We start from the raw sequence: 15,459 nt of genomic DNA on the forward strand, positions 1-15,459 counted from the left end.
ATCCCCGCATTCTGCGCACTTGCCTATTCACGGATTGCCTGCGAGGGGGCCACGTCGGTTTCGATGAAGATGCATGACCGGTCCGCCGTTTGCAGCAGCGTATCGGCAACGCTTCCGTAGGAAAGGCTGCCGCTTGCCCGTTTGCTCACCCCGAGCACGATCAAGTTATATTGTCCGCTGCGGGCGTGGCGCAGGATCGACAGCTCCGGCGACGGTCCCTCCTGGACGACCTTCTCGACTTTGACGCCATAGTGGTCCGCAATAGAGCCGACCTTCTTCAAGATATCCCAATGGTCGTCGGGATGATCACTGATGCGCGGGATGGCTCGGGCTTGCCTTGGTTCCACGATCAGCAGCAGCGCGCAATGAGCATTCGCCGCCTTCGCGATCGCGAGCCCGAATTCGGCCGCCCTGACGGAGCGTTCCGTGCCGCTGACCGGGAGCAGGATTCGCAGATCCTGAGGTCGTTCCGAAAGCAAGCCGCGCGCCGTTACGATGGCGGAGGTTCCCGCGAACGCCGATGTCATGACCTGCAGGGAAGCGCTAAATCGGCCATCCTCCCCCATGGACGGCTCGATGCCGGTGAATAGGAGATCATGGCCTGTGCTTGAGATATCGCCAAGCACTGTGTCGAGTTCGCCATCCTTTTCTCGAACCGTGACATGGATATCGCTTTCGGACGCCGTGTCCTTGTCCGTCGGTGCCGTCGAAATGAGATCGGTTGCGCATTTCCGCAGATCATCGGCAGAGGACTTGGCCTGCGAGGTTTTCGATACGGCGGCCGTCGCATCCCTTTCGCTCCTGTCGTCGTCTGCTTCCCGCACGTCGAGAACGGTGACCGGCATCTTGCGCGTCACCGCGAAGAAGGCGGCGAGCCACGTCGCCAGACGGCTGCTTTGCGAACCGTCGATCGTGAGAAGAATGCGTTCGAAATTAGCCAGGAAACTTTCGCTCTCGAACTGCTCTCGCTCCAATCGGTCGCGCTCTTCCTCGCGCAACGGCAGGCGTTTAAGCGCCCAGCGCAGCGTCGGCGGCATGGCCATGGTGGTGATGACGGCCATGGCGACGATGACGGAGAAGAGCTTTTCGTCGAGAACGCCTACGGATAGGCCTATGGTCGCGACGATCACTTCCGTCGACCCCCGCGCATTCATGCCGCAACCGAGTGCCAGGGCTTCCGCCGCCGAATAGCCTCCGATTTTCGCGGCGGCGAAAGCGCCTCCGAATTTGCCGATACTGGCGATGACAACGACGGCGGCCGTCAGCAGCAGGATAGAGGGATCGGCGAGCACGGTCAGATCGGTCTGCAAGCCCGTCAGCCCGAAGAAAACAGGCATGAAGAGCGCCGTCGTCAGCGCGCGCAGCTGAACATCGATCTGGCGCGTGAGGATCGGCGATTCGCCGATCAGAATACCGGCGACAAAGGCGCCGAGGACCGTGTGAACGCCGATGAAGTTGGTGATGATCGCCATCGCGCCCATGATCGCGATGATGGCGCTGAGCACCGGCAGGTCGCTGCGAAAATGGTCGTTGGTCCAGCGGATGATCTCGAATACGACCCGCCTGCCGACCGTGAAGCTGACGGCCATGAAAGCCAGCGTGCCGATGACGCTGGTTGCGAGCGTCGCGAGATCGACGGTTCCCTTCACTGCCAGACCGAACGTCACCGCGATAATGACCCAGCCCACGGTATCGTCGATGATGGCGGAGGCGACGATGAGCTGGCCGACATTGCGACGCATGAAGCCCATCTCGCGAACGACCGTGGCGACGATCTTGACCGAGGAGATCGAAAGGGCCGTTCCGAGGAACAGGGATGTCACGAGCCTTTTCTGGGGATCGGGAAGCAAGGCGTCCGGAATGAACTCGCCCAGCGCAAAGCCCGCCGCAAAGGGGATCACGATCCCCGTCAAGGAGACACCGGCTGCGGATTTGCGCAGGCGCCTGGCCAGACTTAGGTCGGTCTCCATGCCCGCAAGCAGCAGGAGAAAGAGGATGCCGAGCTGGCCGATTGCATCCGTCATGCTCTTCTGCGCGCCGTCCGAAGGAAAAAGGCTCGCTTGCAGATGCGGGAACGCCAGACCGAATAAGGAGGGACCCAGGATGATGCCCGCGATGATCTGACCCATGATCGACGGCTGGCCGATCCGAACCATCAATTCGCCGAGCAGGCGGCCTGAAACCACCAGGACGATGATCTGAACCAGAAACAGCCCTTCGGAAGGATGGGCCGCCTTCTGGCCCTCGGCTGCGAATGCGACCTGCGCAGTCGATAGCGACAGGATGGCGGTGATGAGAATGACGAAGGCGATCGAGAGGGGTAGCTTTGGAAATTTCTGGCGTGACTGCATGGATTGATCCCGCTGAGCAGCAGGAAAAACGCGCCAGAGTGCTTGCCGTTCCCGGCAAGGTTGATAATCGCCGCGTGCCACGAAGCAATCGACGCATGCACCGTGGGCATAAGCTTCGATCCGCCGACCGTGGGGCGGCGGACCTTGGACAACGGGAAAATCAGACGCGTTCGAGCGCGATCGCAATCCCCTGGCCGACGCCGATACACATGGTCGACAGCGAATAGCGGCCGCCGGTTTCCTTCAGTTCGAGGGCGGCGGTGCCGGTGATGCGGGCGCCTGACATGCCGAGCGGATGGCCGAGCGCTATGGCGCCGCCGTTGCGATTGACGCGGGCGTCGTCATCGGCGATGCCGAGCTCGCGCAGGACAGCAAGCCCTTGCGAGGCGAAGGCCTCGTTGAGCTCGATGACGTCGAACTGCTCCTGGCGCATGCCGAGGCGCGCCATCAGCTTGCGGGAGGCAGGAATCGGGCCGATGCCCATGATGCGCGGGGGGACGCCGGCGGCGGCTCCGCCGAGAATACGGGCGATCGGTGTCAGACCGTATTTCTTCACGGCTGCTTCCGAAGCGATGATGAGGGCGGCGGCGCCATCATTGACGCCGGAGGCATTGCCGGCCGTCACGGTGCCGCCTTCCTTCTTGAAGGGCGTCCCAAGCTTGGCAAGCGCCTCGATCGTCGTGGCGCGCGGATGCTCATCCTTGCCGACGACGATCGCGTCGCCCTTGCGCTGCGGGATCGTTACCGGCGTGATCTCCTTGGCAAGCCGGCCGTTTTCCTGGGCTGCTGCAGCTTTTGCCTGCGAGCGAACGGCAAAGGCGTCCTGATCCTCGCGGCTGACCTTGTAGTCCTCGGCGACGTTTTCGCCGGTCTCCGGCATGGAATCGACGCCATATTGCTTCTTCATCAGCGGATTGATGAAGCGCCAGCCGATCGTGGTGTCATAGATCTCGGCATTGCGCGAAAAGGCGCTTTCGGCCTTGGGGATGACGAAGGGCGCGCGCGACATGCTCTCGACGCCGCCGGCGATCATCAGATCGGCCTCGCCGGAGCGGATGGCGCGGGCTGCTGCGATGACGGCGTCCATGCCGGAGCCGCAAAGGCGGTTGATCGTCGTGCCGGAAACAGAAATGGGAAGGCCGGCAAGCAGAAGCGACATGCGGGCAACGTTGCGATTGTCTTCGCCGGCCTGGTTGGCGCAGCCGAAGATCACGTCGTCGACGGCTTCCCAATCGATCGAGCCATTGCGCTCGATCAACGCCTTCAGCGGCACGGCGCCCAGATCATCGGCGCGGACGGAGGAAAGCGATCCGCCAAAGCGGCCGATCGGCGTGCGGATATAGTCACAGATAAAGGCTTCGGTCATCAGGCTGCCTCATGGGCTTTCTTGGTGCGGGCGTTGATGTCGCGCAGGACGGAAAGTTCGGTGTCGGTCGGTGGCGGCGTCTCGATCACCTCATCGGCAAACTTGATCGCCCAGCCGCAATTCTCAATGATCTGCTCGCGGGCAACGCCCTTGTGGATCGACACGACAGTCAACTCCTTGGTCACCGGATCAGGCTCGAGAATGCAGAGATCGGTAATAACCCGAGTCGGGCCTTTCGTCTTCATGCCCAAGCGTTCGCGGTGATTGCCACCTTCGCCATGGCCCATCGAGGTGATGAAGGGCAGCTTTTCGACGAAGCCGCGCTTGGAGAGCGCCATGGTGATGAAGATCTGGCCGCAATTGCTGGCTATTTCCGGTGCGCCGCCGCCGCCCGGAAGACGGACTTTGGGGTGGTCATAAGGGCCGACGACGGTGGTGTTCAGATTGGCGAATTTATCGATCTGCGCGCCGCCGAGGAAGCCTGTCGTGATGTGCCCGCCCTGCAGCCAGTAGCGGAACATCTCCGGCACCGCGACGGTGAAGAGTGCGGTGTCGCAGAGCTCGCCATCGCCGATCGACAAGGGCAGCACATCCGGCTTGGTGCCGACGGTGCCGCTCTCATAGATGAGCGTGATATCAGGCGCATGCGTCAGCCGCGCGACGTTGCAGGCAGCCGATGGCGCGCCGATACCGACGAAGCAGACATCGTCGTTGGTCAGTGCGCGGGCGGCGGCAATGGTCATCATTTCGGTTGGCGTAAAATCGCTCATCTTGACCTCCTCACGCCGACTTGACCGGCTTCTTGCCGGCATATTTGGCGAAATCCTCCGGACCCGCCTTCATCACATGCTCGTCGATCCAGGCCAGGAAGCTGTCGCGATCGCGGGCGATTTCGTCCCAGGCGATGTAGAAGGCGTTGGAACGGGCATAATAGCCCTGCGCATAGGAGGGGAATGCCCCACCGGGCACGAGAGCGACCGCGGTCAACGCCCATGTCGGCAGCACGACCGAGTTCGGCGACGGCGGGTTCAGCTCATCGACGATTTCCTCGACTGTCACGATGGAGCGCTTGGCGGCAAGCACCGCCTCTTTCTGCACGCCGACGATCCCTTCGAGCAGCACATTGCCCTTACGGTCAGCACGCAGCGCGTGGATGATGGCGACATCCGGCCGGATAGCCGGGACGGCAGCCAGCACTTCGCCGGTGAAGGGACAGGTCACGTTTCTGATGTTCGGATTGACCTTCGGCAGGTCGGCGCCGATATAGCCGCGCAGCATCGCAAAGGGCAGGTTTGCCGCGCCCGCCTCATAAGCGTTGGCCATGGCGGCATGCGAATGCTCCTCGATCTCAAGCGGTCGCGGCCACTGGTTCTCGGCGGCATCGCGGAAACGGTGCAGCGAGCCGACGCCGGGATTGCCGCCCCATGAAAATTTCATGCCGCGCGCCGCGCCGACGCCGATCAGCTGATCATAGAGAATATCCGGCGTCATACGGACCAGATAGAGGTCTTTCTTGCCCTGTCGGATGACTTCGTGGCCGGCGGCATAGGGAATGAGATGGGTGAACCCCTCCATGGCGACCGTATCGCCATCATGCACATTCTCTGCCACCGCCTGCGAAAGCGATAGGATCTTCGCCATAGGGCCTCCTCAACAAATGCTGTCCTGCGGGCGTCAATAAGCGCCTTTGGCCTGACATCGTCAATAAATTTGTGCGTTATTTGACATTTGTTCATATATCGCACAAAAATGGTCGAAAATTTGGAGTGAATGATGCGAGAGACGGATTTCGTCAGCGGCTTTGCCAAGGGCTTGAAAGTCATCGAAGCCTTCGGGGAGACGCGGCAGCGTCTGACGATCGCCGAAGCATCGAAACTGACCGGGCTCGACCGCGCCACCGTGCGCCGCTCGCTGCTGACGCTCTCCGAGCTCGGCTATGCCGTTTACGACGGAAAATTCTTCACCCTGACGCCGAAGGTCCTGCGGCTCGGTCACGCCTATCTAGCGGCGACGCCCCTGCCGATCATCATCCAGCCTCATCTCGATCAGCTCTCCGAGCGGGCAAGCCAGAATGCCTCGGCCTCGGTGCTCGACGGCACCGAAGTCGTTTATATCGCCCGCGCCTCACAGCGCCGGGTGATGTCCATCAACCTGACGCCCGGCAGCCGCCTTCCGGCCTTCTGTGCCTCGATGGGCCGCGTCCTGCTCGCCGCCCTGCCGGAAAGCGAAGCGCGCTCCGTCCTCGCGAGGACCGATCTCAGGGCGAACACGCCGAACACCAAGACCGATCCGGAAGACTTGATGGCCGAATTTCGCCGGGTGAGGGCGCAGGGCTATGCCGTCATCGACCAGGAGCTGGAAATAGGCCTTTGCTCCATCGCCGTCCCGGTCGAAAACGATCGGGGCCAGACCGTGGCGGCCATCAATATCGGCGCCCCGGCCGCCTATGTCGCCGCCGCCGACATGGTGGAGCGCTTTCTGCCATTGCTGAAAGAAACGCAGAAGGCGTTGAGGCTGGTGCTTCCGTAACCTTCACGCTCCTCCGGGCCATCCTCGTCCTTCGAGGGTGGATGGCTGGCCATTATTTTCCGCCCATCGGCATAGGCGATTATCTTGCTCACATCCCAAGCTTCGCCCGCTCGGCAATGCGCCAGGCGCGCGGTGTCTCGCCGGTCTGTTTTACGAAGAATCTCGAGAAATAAGCGGGGTCGGCGAAGCCGAGGCGATAGCTGATTTCCTGGACGGTCGCGAAGGTGAAGACCAGCTCGCGCTTGGCTTCATCCAGCAGCTTGCGCGTGATCAGCTCGTGGGCGCCGTGGCCGGTCTTGCTGCGCACGATGCGGCTGAGATGGGCTGGCGAGATGCCGAGGCTTTCGGCATAGAAGGCGGCCGGCTTGTGCGAGCGGAAATGGCGCTGGATAAGGCCCTGCAGCATTTCCGTCCGCCGCTCGCTCTCGTCGCCGAGACTGGACCCCTCATCCGTCTTTTGGGCGATGCGCGCCGTCAGCAGGACTGCCGAGGTGAGATAGGCTTCGAGCAGATCGTTGCGGCCGTTGCGATGGCTGGCAAATTCCTCGCCGAGCCGCCGCAAGGTGCGCGCAACATAGGCGGCATCCTCATCGTCGGTATCGAGCAAGGTCAGATGCGGGTCGGCGAGCCACGACCCCAGCCGGCTGCGGTCGCCGGGGGCGGCTTTCAGGTGCGAGATCAGCACGGTGATGACGAAGCCGTCTATGTCTTTGGAGAACCGGAAGCCGTGATTGAGGCGTGGCGGCACGGTGATGATGGCGGGCGGCGTGATGGGATGGGCAATTCCATCGAAGATCGCGTCGCCCGAGCCGGCGTCTATGTACAAGATCTGAAAGAAGCTCTCGTGCCGATGCGGGCGAATCTCCCAGTGATGGAGGCTGCTGCGCGAGGGAATCGTCTCACAATGCAGCCAGAAATCCGGCTTTTGGCCGGTATTTTCGCCGTAGAGCTCATAGGTCGGCACGGCCCTCGTCATGGTTCTTCTCCTCCACCATGTTCGGTTTGTGCAATTTCTTGACCGAAATGTCCATTGCGAGCCTGCTGCCAGCCGGACAGACTTAGGCAAAAGACCGTGCATGGGAGGAAACGATGCGCACCCAAGTCGCCATTATCGGGTCAGGGCCATCCGGTCTGCTGCTCGGCCAGCTGCTGACGGAAGCCGGGATCGACAATGTCATTCTCGACCGCGTCGGCAAGGACTATATCCTCGGCCGCGTCCGCGCCGGCGTGCTGGAGGAAGGCACCGTTTCGCTGATGGACAAGGCGAAATCCAGCGCGCGCCTGCATGCAGAGGGCCTGCCGCATGACGGCTTCTCGCTCGCCTTCAACGGTCGCGATCATCGCATCGACCTTCATGGGCTCACAGGCGGCAGGCGCGTTCTCATCTACGGCCAGACGGAGATGACCCGAGATCTGATGGCCCATCGCGAGCAAAGCGGCGCTCAGACCATCTACAATGCGGCCAATGTTCAGCCACACGGTTTTGATGGCGATACGCCTTATCTGACTTATGACAAGGACGGCATTTCCCATCGCATCAATTGCGATTTCATTGCTGGCTGCGACGGCTTTCACGGTGTCAGCCGCAAGTCCGTTCCGGAAAAATCGATCCGCAGTTTCGAGAAGGTCTATCCCTTCGGCTGGCTCGGCGTGTTGGCCGAAGTAGCGCCGGTCAATCACGAATTGATCTATGCCAATCATCCGCGCGGCTTTGCCCTATGCTCGATGCGTTCCATGACGCGCAGCCGCTATTACATCCAGTGCCCACTCGACGAGAAGGTCGAGGACTGGAGCGACGATCGCTTCTGGGACGAATTGCGCCGCCGTTTGCCGGCTCATCATGCCGAAGCCCTGGTCACGGCGGCGTCCTTCGAGAAATCGATCGCGCCTCTGCGTTCCTTCGTGGCCGAACCGATGCGCTTCGGCCGGCTCTTCCTCGTCGGCGATGCCGCCCATATCGTTCCGCCGACCGGTGCCAAAGGGCTCAATCTGGCGGCGAGTGACGTGTATTATCTGTTCTCGGGACTTGCCGAGCATTATCAGGTTCACTCGGACGCCGGACTGGAGGCCTATTCCGCTCGCGCGCTTGCCCGGGTCTGGAAAGCCGTGCGCTTTTCCTGGTGGATGACGACGATGCTGCATCGTTTTCCCGATACCAGCGACTTCGACCAGAAGATCCAGGAGGCCGAACTCGATTATCTCACCCATTCCCGCGCTGCTTCGACCGCGCTTGCGGAGAATTATGTCGGTCTTCCGTTCTGAGCCGATTCTAGAGCTTCTTGGCGACCTCGTTCGCCGCCTCGCGGATCGTCTGCATTAGGATAGACAGTGGCAGGGTGGGGACGGCGTCGGTACGCACAGTCAATCCGACCGGCCCTTTCGTCTCGCTGGTATCGATCGGCAGCAGCGCCAGCAGACCGTCATCGACATCACCCGCGACGACGCCGGCCGAAATGATCCAGATGGCGTCGCTGGCCCGAACGAAGGCGCGGCCGAAGGAGTCGGACACGGTCTCGATCTGGTTGGGCAGGCGGCCGGCGCCATTGGCGATGAGGAAGCTCTCGACGAAGGGGCGGATGATCGAGCCTCGCGTGGGCATCAGGATCGTATAGCGGCTGAGATCGGAAAACACCGATTGCTTTGCCGAAAGCAGCGGGTGACCAGCCCTGACGGCAAAGACCACTTGCTCGGAGTAGAGATGCTCGAAGGAGAAACCGGCCATATTGTCCGGGCTTGCCAGCCGACCGACCACGAGGTCGAGATCGCCGATGCGCAACTGCTCCAGCAATACGGCGTTCTCGCCGGTGACGATCTTGATGCGGCTCCAGGTCTCCTCGCGGAGAAACAATTCCATCGCCCTTGGCATGATCCGTGTCGACACCGTCGGCAGCGCGCCGATGCGGATCGGCGGCGCCTCGCCGGAGCGCTCCTGCGATACGGAATCCAGCCCCTGTCTTAAGGCCGAGAGTGCTGCGCCGGCGTGGCGGAGAAACACTTCACCGTAGCGGGTGATGCGAATGCCGCGCCCGTCGCGCTCGAAGACGGAGACGCCAAGCGCCTCCTCCAGCTCGCGGATCGTTTTTGTCACCGCCGGTTGGCTTATATGGAGGAGCCCCGCCGCCTTGATCACGCTTTTCTGGCGCGCAACCTCGACAAAGGTCTGCAGATGGCGGAATTTGATGCGGGCGTCGAGCATGCTCATTCATAACCCAGGAGTTATCGTAGAGCAAAGAAATATCATTTTACCTAACCGGATTATAGTTCCAATCTCGCGCTCGAGGAGATTTTCCAGTGCAGTTTGCCCGCATCAATGACGTCACGATCCACTATCAGATCATCGGCGGATCGCCCGACAAGCCGGTTCTTGTCTTTGCCAATTCGCTTGGCACCGACTTCCGGATCTGGCGCGACGTGATCGTGCGCCTGGCCGGCGATTTCGCGATCGTACTCTACGACAAGCGCGGCCACGGCCTGTCCGATCTCGGCCAGATGCCCTATTCGATCGAGGATCATGCCACCGATCTTGCCGGCCTGCTCGATTTCCTCTCGGTCAAGGATGCCGTCATTTGCGGTCTTTCCGTCGGCGGGCTGATCGCCCAGTCGCTCTATCAGCGGCGGCCGGATCTCGTGCGGGCCTTGATCCTGTGCGACACGGCCCCCAAGATCGGTACGGCCGACAGCTGGAACGCCCGCATCGCGCAGGTCGAGGCCGCGGGCATCGAATCGATCGTCGATGCGATCATGGAGCGCTGGTTCACGCCGGCTTTCCGCCGCCCGGAAAACACTGCCTTCGGCGGCTATTGCAACATGCTGATCCGTCAGCCGGTGGCGGGCTACACCGCAACATGCGCCGCCCTTCGCGACGCCGATCTGACCGAGACGGCAAAAAGGATAGCGGTTCCGACCATCTGCATCGTCGGCGATCAGGATGGTTCCACGCCGCCCGAGCTGGTACTTTCGACGGCCAAGCTCATTCCAAATGCGCGCTATGAAGTCATCAAGGACGCCGGCCATATCCCCTGCGTCGAACAACCCGAGGCGTTGACCGAAGTCATTCGTGCCTTCATCGACGTCGTTTTGCGTGGAGAACAAGCCCCATGAATGACCCCACCACGCCATCCGAGCGCTATCTGCAGGGCATGGCGACGAGACGAGCGGTGCTCGGCAACGGCCATGTCGATCGTGCCCAGCAGGGAGTGACGGAGTTCGACCGGCCTTTTCAGGAGTTGATCACCGAAGCGGCCTGGGGCCACGTTTGGTCGCGCCCGACGCTCAGCCGGCGCGAACGCTCCATCGTGACAATCGCCCTGCTGGCGGCGCTCGGCCAGGACGAAGAGGTCGCGATGCATGTGCGCGCCACCAGCAATACCGGCGCGACGCGCGACGATATCCGCGAGGCGCTTTTGCATGTGGCAATCTATGCCGGCGTGCCGGCGGCCAACCATGCGATCAAGATCGCCAAGCAGGTTTTTGAACAGATGGACGCCGAAAGGGCGGCTTGAAGCGAGGCAGACATGTCCGACAGAACCAACAGCAAGCCCGAAACGGGCGCCTTCTTTGCCAGGGATCGCGCCTGGCATCCGCCGGCCTTTGCGCCCGGCTATAAGACTTCCGTGCTGCGTTCGCCGCAGCGCGCATTGCTTTCGCTCGACGGCACGATCTCTGAAATCACCGGACCGGTCTTCGGCCACTCCATTATAGGCGAGCTGGACAACGACCTGATCCATAATTTTGCCAAGCACGGCGAAAGCGCGATCGGCGAGCGCATCATCGTCCATGGCCGCGTGCTCGACGAGCGTGGCCGGCCGGTGCCGGGCGTGCTGCTCGAATTCTGGCAGGCCAATGCCGGCGGGCGCTATCGCCACAAGAAGGAAACCTATCTCGCCGCCATCGATCCGAACTTCGGCGGCTGCGGCCGCGCGATCACCGATGACGAAGGCCACTATGCCTTCCGCACGGTCCGGCCAGGCGCCTATCCCTGGCCGAACGGCGTCAACGACTGGCGCCCGGCTCATATTCATTTCTCCGTTTTCGGCCATGGCTTTGCCCAGCGACTGATCACGCAGATGTATTTCGAGGGCGATCCGATGATCTGGAAATGTCCGATCGTCGGCACGATCCCTGACAAGCAAGCCATCGAGCAGCTGATCGCACCGCTCGACTGGGGCAATACGATCCCGATGGATGCGCGCGCCTACAAGTTCGATATCGTGTTGCGCGGTCGTCGCTCGACCCTGTTCGAAAACCGGCTGGAGGGCAACTGATGGTACAAGAACTCGGCTATCTGAAGGAAACACCTTCGCAGACGGCAGGCCCTTACGTCCATATCGGCCTCACGCCGAACTACAGCGAAATAGGCGGCGTCTATGACGCGGATCTCGGTGCCTCCATGGTCAATGACAAGACGCATGGCGAGCGCATCACGGTGACGGGCCGCATCCTCGATGGCGCCGGCGGGCTGGTCAGGGACGCGGTCATCGAGATCTGGCAGGCCGACAGTGCCGGACTTTACAATAGTCCTTCGGAACTGCGCGGCACGGCCGATCCGAATTTCACCGGCTGGGGTCGTTGTCCGACGAGTTCGGACGATGGGATTTTCCGTTTCGAAACGATCAAGCCCGGTCGCGTTCCCTTCAAGGACGGACGCAAGATGGCGCCGCACATCACATTCTGGATCGTGGCGCGCGGCATCAATATCGGCCTGCATACGCGCATGTATTTTCCTGAAGAGACGAGCGCCAACGCCGAGGATCCCTTGCTTGCCCGCATCGAACACAAGGATCGCCTGGCGACGCTCGTCGCCACCAAGGAGGGTTCGGTCTATACCTTCGATGTGCATTTGCAGGGAGACAGGGAAACGGTTTTCCTCGATATATAGGCTATGAGCATTTCTCCCTTCGATCACCCTTTTCTGTCCGGCCTCCTCGGTGACGCGGAGATTTCGGATTATTTTTCGGCCACGGCCGACATCCGCGCCATGCTTGACTTCGAAGCGGCGCTTGCCAGGGTGGAAGCGCAGCATGGGTTGATCCCGCAGGCATCCGCGCGGCGTATCGAGGAGATCTGCGCCAGTTTCGAGCCCGATCTCTCGAGCCTGAAGGCTGCAACGGCAACGGACGGGGTTGTCGTGCCTGATCTCGTCAAGCAGCTGCGCAAAGCCGTCGGCGAGGATGCCGGTACTCATGTCCATTTCGGCGCCACCAGCCAGGACGTCATCGATACCAGCCTGATGATGCGCCTGAAGGCGGTGGCCTTCCTCTTGAGCGGCCGCCTTTTTACCGTCTCTGCAGGACTTCAAAAGCTTGACAAGCAGTTCGGTTCGAACAGGCTCATGGGCCGTACTCGCATGCAGGCCGCAATCCCGATTACCGTATCCGACCGGCTGCGTGCCTGGCGCCATCCGCTTGAACAATATCGGGACCGGCTGACGCAGGAGAGCTTCGCCCTGCAATTCGGCGGTGCGGCCGGCACGCTGGAAAAGTTCGGGCCGAGGGCGGAAGACATCCGTGCCTCGCTGGCGCAGGCGCTCGGTCTGACGGATGAGCCGCAATGGCAGAGCCAGCGTGGGCGCATCGCCGAACTGGCCGGGCTGCTGTCGATGATCTCGGGCAGTCTCGGCAAGATCGGTCAGGACGTCGCGCTTCTGGCACAGGCCGGCGATGAGATCGAGCTTGCCGGCGGCGGCGGCTCCTCCGCCATGCCGCACAAGCAGAATCCGGTTGCGGCGGAGATGCTGGTGACGCTCGCTCGCTTCAACGCGGTCCAACTCTCCGGTATCCATCAGTCGCTTGTTCATGAACAGGAGCGTTCCGGGGCCGCCTGGACGTTGGAGTGGCTCCTGTTGCCCCAAATGGCGGTGGCGACGGCTGCGTCGCTACGCCACGCGCTGGAGCTGATCGGTATGATCAAGCGGTTGGGGACGGCAGCATGAGCGAGGTATTGGCCTTCAATCATAACCCATGAATTATGGGTTATGATATTTATTTCATTTTACATCACTATTTCCTATGAGAAATTGGCGATGATCGAGATTTGAAGATCAGGGGCGGCTCGGAATCCGCGCCGCCGGGAGGAGAAAGAATGAAACGGTTTGTCTTGGCCGCCATCGCGGCCGTTGCCCTTGGCGGCGCTGCCTATGCCGATACCATCAAGGTCGGGGTCATCGGACCCTTTTCGGGGCCGTTTGCGCTGCAGGGAAAGAATTTCAAGGCCGGCATCGATGCCTATATGGCTGTCAATGGCAAGAAGGTCGGCAATGATGAGGTGGAGGTGATCTACCGCGACGTGCCGCAGGCCGATCCCGCGCAATCGAAGGCGCTGGCCCAGGAACTGGTCGTCAAGGAGCATGTGCAGTACCTCGCCGGTTTCTATTTCACCCCGGACGCCATGGCGGTGACGCCGATCCTCAAGCAGGCCAATGTGCCGATGGTGATCTTCAACGCCGCGACATCGGCGATTGTCACCAAGAGCCCGCTTGTCGTTCGTACCTCTTTCACAACCTGGCAAACATCGACCCCGATCGCCAAGGTCGCCTATGACGCCGGCGTCAAGAAGGTCATCTCCGTCGTCAGCGATTACGGCCCCGGCGTCGATGCCGAAAATGCCTTCAAGGCCGGTTTCGAGAAGCAGGGTGGCGAAGTGGTGCAGGCCATACGCATGCCGCTGTCGACCAATGACTTTAGCCCGATCATGCAGCGCATCAAGGATTCAGGCGCGCAGGGCGTCTTCGCCTTCCTGCCCTCCGGCCCGACGACGCTCGGCTTCGTCAAGGCCTATAATGAAAACGGCCTGAAGACGGCCGGCATCAAGCTGTTCGCCCCAGGTGACCTGACGCAGGAATCCGACCTGCCGGCGCTTGGCGATGCGGCCCTCGGCATGCAGACGACGTTCCATTATGCGATTTCGCACGATTCCCCTGAAAACAAGGCTTTCGTCGCGGCTGGCGACAAGGCGATCGGCAATCCAGCCGAATTGACCTTCCCGGCCGTCGGCGCCTTTGACGGCATGCATGTCATCTACAAGATGATCGAGGCGACCGGCGGCAAGCAGGATGCGCAGAAGGCTGTCGATGCCGTGAAGGGTCTTTCCTGGGTCAGCCCCCGCGGTCCGGTCACCATCGATCCCGAAAGCCGTCACATCACGCAGAACATCTATCTGCGCGAGGTCACCAAGGGCGATGACGGCAAGTACTACAACAAGGAGATTCAGACCTTCGAAAAGCAGGGCGATCCCGGCCTCGCGGCAGCGAAGTAGGACGCTCTAACCGATAGCTCCTATCTGAGCAGAATTGGTTTCCGCTCAGATAGAGACCCAAAGGTCGGCGCCGCAATAACCGGACCAGTGATTTCAATGCAAACCGTGCTCAGCATAGCAGTCGATGCCCTCGCTTACGGCATGGTGCTGTTCGTGATCTCCATCGGCCTCTCCGTCACCATGGGGTTGATGCGCGTCGTCAATCTGGCCCATGGCGCCTTCGCCATGATCGGCGGTTATATCGCCTCCTATGCGGCGCACGATCTGGGATTGGGTTATGCCGCTGCCGTCTTGCTGGCCGTAATCGGCACGGTGATTATTTCCATCCCGATCGAGCGACTGCTTTACCGGCGTATCTACGGTGCGCCGGAACTGACACAGGTGCTGATGACGATCGGCATCACCTTCTGCATCATCGGCATCGCCAACTATGTCTTCGGCCCGACCTTGAAGACCATACCTTTGCCCGGCAGCCTGCAAGGCTCTGTCGACCTCGGTTTCCGCACCATCGGGACGCATCGCATTTTCGCAATCGTCTGCGGTCTTATCGTCGCTCTGGCGCTCTGGTACACGATCGAGAAGACGTCTTTCGGCGTCAAGCTGCGCGCCTCGGTCGACAATGCCTCGATGGCGGCGGCTCTCGGGGTGAGGACCGAGATCGTCTATGCGGTCAGTTTCGCCATAGCCGTCGGGCTTGCCGCCTTTGGCGGTGTGGTGGGCGCCGAATTGCTGCCCGTCGAGCCCTATTATGCCCTGCGTTACATGGTGACTTTCCTTGTCGTCGTCTCGGTCGGCGGCGCTGGCTCCATCTCCGGCGCGTTGCTTGCCTGTCTCGTCCTCGGCTGCATTGATACGACCGGCCGCTACCTTATGCCCGAGTATGGCGACTTCTTCTTCTATCTGGCCGTCATTGCTATCGTCTGCGTCTTCCCGCGCGGTTTTGCCGGGAGGATGAAGTAA

The 15,459-nt window shown here is 61.4% G+C and carries 15 protein-coding genes; 9 read left to right on the forward strand and 6 right to left on the reverse strand.

Annotated features, from left to right (window positions below; translation table 11 throughout):
- Positions 1-23: 23 nt before the first annotated feature.
- The 4 genes from AB8B29_RS19805 to AB8B29_RS19820 all read right to left on the reverse strand — a co-directional run bounded on the left by AB8B29_RS19805 (position 24) and on the right by AB8B29_RS19820 (position 5,358).
- Positions 24-2,351, reverse strand: coding sequence for a cation:proton antiporter domain-containing protein (locus AB8B29_RS19805; RefSeq protein WP_051963315.1), 2,328 nt, complete (start codon positions 2,349-2,351; stop codon positions 24-26).
- A 160-nt stretch (positions 2,352-2,511) separates the two neighbouring features.
- Positions 2,512-3,717 (reverse strand): 3-oxoadipyl-CoA thiolase, encoded by a 1,206-nt coding sequence (pcaF, locus tag AB8B29_RS19810; RefSeq protein ID WP_037192873.1) that lies wholly within the window; start codon positions 3,715-3,717, stop codon positions 2,512-2,514.
- A complete protein-coding gene (locus AB8B29_RS19815; RefSeq protein ID WP_047558896.1) occupies positions 3,717-4,487 on the reverse strand; it encodes a CoA-transferase subunit beta in 771 nt (256 codons plus the stop codon). Before AB8B29_RS19815 ends, pcaF begins: the two co-directional genes overlap by 1 nt.
- 10 nt (positions 4,488-4,497) lie before the next feature.
- Complete coding sequence (locus tag AB8B29_RS19820; protein ID WP_037192868.1) at positions 4,498-5,358, reverse strand: CoA transferase subunit A; 861 nt, start codon at positions 5,356-5,358, stop codon at positions 4,498-4,500.
- Between the two features lie 132 nt (positions 5,359-5,490).
- On the opposite strand from AB8B29_RS19820, the gene AB8B29_RS19825 reads away from it, so the two are divergent.
- Positions 5,491-6,246, forward strand: a complete 756-nt coding sequence (locus AB8B29_RS19825; RefSeq protein ID WP_037193288.1) for an IclR family transcriptional regulator — start codon at positions 5,491-5,493, stop codon at positions 6,244-6,246.
- Between the two features lie 88 nt (positions 6,247-6,334).
- On the opposite strand, the gene AB8B29_RS19830 is transcribed toward AB8B29_RS19825, so the two are convergent.
- Positions 6,335-7,222: a helix-turn-helix domain-containing protein gene (locus AB8B29_RS19830; protein WP_037192866.1), complete on the reverse strand. Its 888-nt coding sequence runs from the start codon at positions 7,220-7,222 to the stop codon at positions 6,335-6,337.
- Between the two features lie 113 nt (positions 7,223-7,335).
- On the opposite strand from AB8B29_RS19830, the gene pobA reads away from it, so the two are divergent.
- Positions 7,336-8,508, forward strand: coding sequence for a 4-hydroxybenzoate 3-monooxygenase (gene pobA / locus AB8B29_RS19835; protein WP_037192864.1), 1,173 nt, complete (start codon positions 7,336-7,338; stop codon positions 8,506-8,508).
- A 7-nt stretch (positions 8,509-8,515) separates the two neighbouring features.
- On the opposite strand, the gene pcaQ is transcribed toward pobA, so the two are convergent.
- On the reverse strand, positions 8,516-9,442 hold the full coding sequence (gene pcaQ / locus AB8B29_RS19840; protein WP_037193286.1) for a pca operon transcription factor PcaQ: 927 nt from the start codon (positions 9,440-9,442) through the stop codon (positions 8,516-8,518).
- Between the two features lie 95 nt (positions 9,443-9,537).
- Between pcaQ and pcaD the strand changes: the two genes are divergently transcribed.
- The 7 genes from pcaD (at position 9,538) to AB8B29_RS19875 (ending at position 15,459) form a co-directional block, all read left to right on the forward strand.
- The gene (gene pcaD, locus AB8B29_RS19845; protein ID WP_037192863.1) at positions 9,538-10,347 is read left to right on the forward strand and encodes a 3-oxoadipate enol-lactonase; all 810 of its coding nucleotides are present in this window, start codon (positions 9,538-9,540) and stop codon (positions 10,345-10,347) included.
- Positions 10,344-10,748 carry a 4-carboxymuconolactone decarboxylase gene (pcaC, locus tag AB8B29_RS19850; RefSeq protein WP_037192861.1) on the forward strand — a complete coding sequence of 135 codons (405 nt, stop codon included), beginning with the start codon at positions 10,344-10,346 and terminating at the stop codon, positions 10,746-10,748. Before pcaD ends, pcaC begins: the two co-directional genes overlap by 4 nt.
- A gap of 12 nt (positions 10,749-10,760) precedes the next feature.
- Complete coding sequence (gene pcaH / locus AB8B29_RS19855) at positions 10,761-11,510, forward strand: protocatechuate 3,4-dioxygenase subunit beta (protein WP_037192858.1); 750 nt, start codon at positions 10,761-10,763, stop codon at positions 11,508-11,510.
- Positions 11,510-12,124, forward strand: coding sequence for a protocatechuate 3,4-dioxygenase subunit alpha (gene pcaG, locus AB8B29_RS19860; protein WP_037192855.1), 615 nt, complete (start codon positions 11,510-11,512; stop codon positions 12,122-12,124). Before pcaH ends, pcaG begins: the two co-directional genes overlap by 1 nt.
- Before the next feature lie 3 nt (positions 12,125-12,127).
- Entirely contained in the window at positions 12,128-13,177 is a 1,050-nt protein-coding gene (locus tag AB8B29_RS19865) for a 3-carboxy-cis,cis-muconate cycloisomerase (protein ID WP_037192853.1), read from the forward strand.
- 149 nt (positions 13,178-13,326) lie between these two features.
- Positions 13,327-14,499: an ABC transporter substrate-binding protein gene (locus AB8B29_RS19870; RefSeq protein ID WP_037192851.1), complete on the forward strand. Its 1,173-nt coding sequence runs from the start codon at positions 13,327-13,329 to the stop codon at positions 14,497-14,499.
- Between the two features lie 96 nt (positions 14,500-14,595).
- The gene (locus tag AB8B29_RS19875; protein ID WP_037192849.1) at positions 14,596-15,459 is read left to right on the forward strand and encodes a branched-chain amino acid ABC transporter permease; all 864 of its coding nucleotides are present in this window, start codon (positions 14,596-14,598) and stop codon (positions 15,457-15,459) included.

The organism is Rhizobium sp. 11_C7_N12_5 (genome assembly GCF_051811145.1).
Taxonomy (GTDB): domain Bacteria; phylum Pseudomonadota; class Alphaproteobacteria; order Rhizobiales; family Rhizobiaceae; genus Rhizobium; species Rhizobium lusitanum.